Origin of the sequence: Streptomyces phytophilus (assembly GCF_013870535.1) — a bacterium.
In the GTDB taxonomy this organism is placed as follows: domain Bacteria; phylum Actinomycetota; class Actinomycetes; order Streptomycetales; family Streptomycetaceae; genus Streptomyces; species Streptomyces phytophilus.
Genome location: NZ_JACBXC010000581.1, coordinates 1 through 3,730, shown reverse-complemented (window position 1 = coordinate 3,730; position 3,730 = coordinate 1). Strand labels below are relative to the sequence as shown.

3 protein-coding genes are annotated in these 3,730 nt (G+C 71.1%); 2 read left to right on the top strand and 1 reads right to left on the bottom strand.

The features are described from left to right. On the top strand, nt 1-2,000 hold a 2,000-nt coding region (locus H5J30_RS21645; protein WP_181789048.1), incomplete at its 5' end, for an ABC transporter ATP-binding protein/permease. A gap of 84 nt (nt 2,001-2,084) precedes the next feature. Here the strand turns inward: H5J30_RS21645 and H5J30_RS21640 are convergent. Next, a complete protein-coding gene (locus tag H5J30_RS21640; protein ID WP_181789049.1) occupies nt 2,085-2,489 on the bottom strand; it encodes an aggregation-promoting factor C-terminal-like domain-containing protein in 405 nt (134 codons plus the stop codon). A gap of 329 nt (nt 2,490-2,818) precedes the next feature. Here H5J30_RS21640 and H5J30_RS21635 point away from each other — a divergent pair. After that, nucleotides 2,819-3,730, top strand: a 912-nt coding sequence (locus H5J30_RS21635; RefSeq protein ID WP_181789047.1) for a GAF domain-containing sensor histidine kinase, incomplete at its 3' end; no start/stop codon positions are given.

The window sequence follows — 3,730 nt, the reverse complement described above, 5'->3', positions numbered from 1 at the left end:
GCCCCACGACGTTCCACCAGCTCTCGCTGGGCCGCGTCACCCGCATCGGCCGTGCGCTGGAGAACGAGCTGGTCGTCTCCGACCTGCAGGTCTCGCGCAACCACGCGGAGTTCCGGTCCACGCCCGACGGCCGCTCCGAGATCGTCGACCTCGGCAGCCACAACGGCACGTACGTCAACGGTGAGCAGCTGCCGCAGCGCGGCCGGCGCCCCATCGGCCCCGACGACATCATCGGCATCGGTCACTCCACGTTCCGGCTGGTCGGGGACCGGCTGGAGGAGTTCGTCGACACCGGTGAGGTCAGCTTCTCGGCCCGCCACCTGACCGTGAAGGTCGACGGCGGCAAGGTCATCCTGGACAACGTCTCCTTCGGCGTGCCCGAGAAGAGCCTCGTCGCCGTCATCGGCCCGTCGGGATCCGGCAAGTCCACGCTCCTCAAGGCGCTCACGGGCTACCGCCCCGCGGACGTCGGCGAGGTCCTCTACGACAACCGGAACCTCTACAAGCAGTTCGCCGAGCTGCGCCACCGCATCGGCCTGGTGCCGCAGGACGACATCCTGCACACCCAGCTCACCGTCACCCGGGCCCTGCGCTACGCCGCCAAGCTCCGGTTCCCCGGCGACACCGCGGAGGCCGAGCGCGCCGCCCGGGTCGACGAGGTGCTGCGCGAGCTGAAGCTCGACATCCACAAGGAGAAGCGGATCAGCTCGCTCTCCGGCGGCCAGCGCAAGCGCGTCTCGGTGGCCCTGGAGCTGCTCACCAAGCCGTCGCTGATCTTCCTGGACGAGCCCACCTCGGGCCTCGACCCGGGCATGGACCGCGACGTCATGCAGCTGCTGCGCGGCCTGGCCGACGACGGCCGCACGGTCCTGGTCGTCACCCACTCCGTCGCCGAGCTGGCGCTCTGCGACCGGCTCCTCGTCATGGCCCCGGGCGGCGGCGTGGCGTACTTCGGCCCGCCCGAGGAGGCGCTGAACTTCTTCGGCTACGAGAGCTGGGCCGACATCTTCTCCGCCTTCGAGAACTACCGCGAGTACGACTGGAAGGCCCGCTGGCAGGGCTCCCAGCACTACCAGATGTACGCGGCCGACATCGACGCCGTGGCCCCGCAGGCCGTCGCGATGCAGCCGCCGCAGATGCTCCGCCCCTCCAAGCCGCAGGCGTGGATGCCGCAGCTCTGGACGCTGATGAGACGGTACGTCTCCGTCCTCTCCTCCGACGGCTTCTTCATCGCGCTCACCATCGCCCTGCCGGTGGTCCTCGGCGTGGTCAGCATGGTCATCCCCGCCGAGTTCGGGCTCGGCTACGGCCCGGAGAAGATCCACCTGATCAACAGGGCCGCGGGCACGATCGTCCTCATCCTCGCGGTGGGCGCCTGCTTCTCCGGCGCGGCGAACTCCGTGCGTGAGCTGATCAAGGAACGGGTGATCTACGAGCGAGAACGCGCCGTCGGCCTGTCGCGGTCCGCGTACGTGATGTCGAAGGTGATCGTGCTCGGCATCATCACCATCTTCCAGGGCGGCGTCATCAGCGCCATCGGCATCCTCAGCCGCAGCCGGCTGCCGGAGGAGGGCGTGATCCTCTCCGACCTGCCGGCGGTGGAGCTGGCGATCGGCGTGACCACGCTGGGCCTGACCGCGATGATGGTCGGCCTGATCATCTCGGCGCTGGTGAAGACCTCCGAGATGACCATGCCGCTGCTGGTGATGTTCGCCATCGTGCAGGTGGTCTTCACCGGCGTGCTCTTCCAGCTCCACGGCACCCCGGGCGTGGAGCAGCTCGCCTGGCTGATGCCCTCGCGCTGGGCGGTGGCCGCGATGGGCTCGACGGCCGACCTGAACGTGCTGCTGCCGTGGGACAGCGGCGAGACGGACGCGCTGTGGGAGCACACGGCGGGCACGTACATGCTGAACATCAGCGTGCTGCTGGCCATGAGCGTGGTGTGCGGCTTCGTCGTCGCCCGGCTGCTGCGCAAGCACGAGCCGGAGGTCATGCGCTGACCGCGCCCTGAACACGGCGGACGGGCGGCACCCCGCTTGAGGGGTGCCGCCCGTCCGCCGTGTGTGCCGGGGGCCGCCGGTGGCTCAGTACCAGTTGTTGGCCTGCCAGAAGGACCAGGCGTCGCAGGCGCTGCCGTAGCGCTCCTTCATGTAGTCCAGGCCCCACTCGATCTGCGTCTTGGGGTTGGTGCGCCAGTCGGATCCCGCGGTCGCCATCTTGGTCGCGGGCAGCGCCTGGACCAGGCCGTACGCGCCCGAGGAGGCGTTCTGCGCGGTGTGGTCCCAGCTGCTCTCCCGCTCGACGATGTGGGAGAAGCACTCGAACTGCGCGTCACTCTTGATCATCTTGTCGGCGATGGCCCGCGACTTGGTCGGGGCGGCCTCGGGGGTGGCAGCCGTGGCGACAGGGGCGAAGGACAGGGCGGTGGTCGCGGCCGCCGAGCCCGCGAGGGCGGCGACGAGGGCCTTGCGGCCCCGTATCCGGTGCATGCTCTCTCGCATCGTTCTCTGCTACCTCTTCACACGACATCTGGGGACTCCGACATTGTTAGAGGATCGGAAAATGCGATGCAAAGCCCCCCATTACGAACCTGCTTCGTAGGCTCGGCAGGGCCTTTGGTCCCGCGCCCGACGCCCACGGACAGGCCCGGTCCGGGCGGCCCGCCACTACTCCCGGTCGTAGGTGACGTGGCTCTCGTGGCGCAGCTCACACCCGGGGCCTCCCGCGGGGTCGGCACAGCGGCCTAGGACCGGGGGCCGATACGGGCCCGGTCCGCGGCTGGATCACGTGGATCGGCCCGGCGGGTAGCGTGATCGGCATGTCCACCCCCGCCGGCCCGGTCGCCGGACTCGAAGCGGTCAGCCGCGCCCTGCTCGCCATGAGCCGGCAGGTGCAGGTCCGCGACGTGCTCCAGACGATCACGGCATCCGCCCGCGAGCTGCTCCAGGCCGAGTACGCCGCCCTGGGCGTACCGGACGACCACGGCGGCTTCGCCCAGTTCGTCGTCGACGGCGTCAGCGACGCCCAGTGGAAGGCCATCGGCCCGCTGCCCCGCCAGCACGGCATCCTCGCCGCGCTGCTTGAGGACGCCGAGCCCGTCCGCCTCGGCGACGTGCGCAAGGATCCCCGCTTCGGCGGCTGGCCCAGCGCCCACCCGCGGCTCCGCGACTTCGTCGGTGCCCCCATCGCCGACGGCGAGGAGGTCCTCGGCGCGCTCTTCCTGGCCAACAAGCAGTGCGAGCCGGACGACCCGCCGGCCCCCGACGGCTGCCGCTTCGGCGCCGAGGACGAGGCCCTGCTGCGTATCCTCGCCGACCACGCCGCCATCGCGCTGACCAACGCCCGCCTCTACGAGCGCAGCCGCGAGCTGACCATCGCCGGCGAGCGCGCCCGTATCGCCCACGAGCTGCACGACGCCGTCTCCCAGAAGCTCTTCTCGCTGCGCCTGACCGCACAGGCCGCCGCCGCCCTCGTCGACCGCGACCCCGCGCGCGCCAAGGGCGAGCTGCAGCAGGTCGCGCGGCTCGCCGCGGACGCCGCCGACGAACTGCGCGCCGCCGTCGTCGAGCTGCGCCCCGCCGCCCTGGACGACGACGGACTGGTGGCCACCCTGGCGACCCAGGTGCAGGTGCTCGACCGGGCCCACCGCGCCCGCGTCACGTTCACCTCCGCGCAGGTACGCGCCCTGCCCGCGGCGCAGGAGGAGGCGCTGCTGCGGGTCGCGCAGGAG

Coding starts and splice junctions, on each gene's coding strand:
- H5J30_RS21640 (WP_181789049.1), bottom strand. CDS start 2,489: ATGCACCGGATACGGGGCCGCAAGGCCCTCGTCGCCGCCCTCGCGGGC.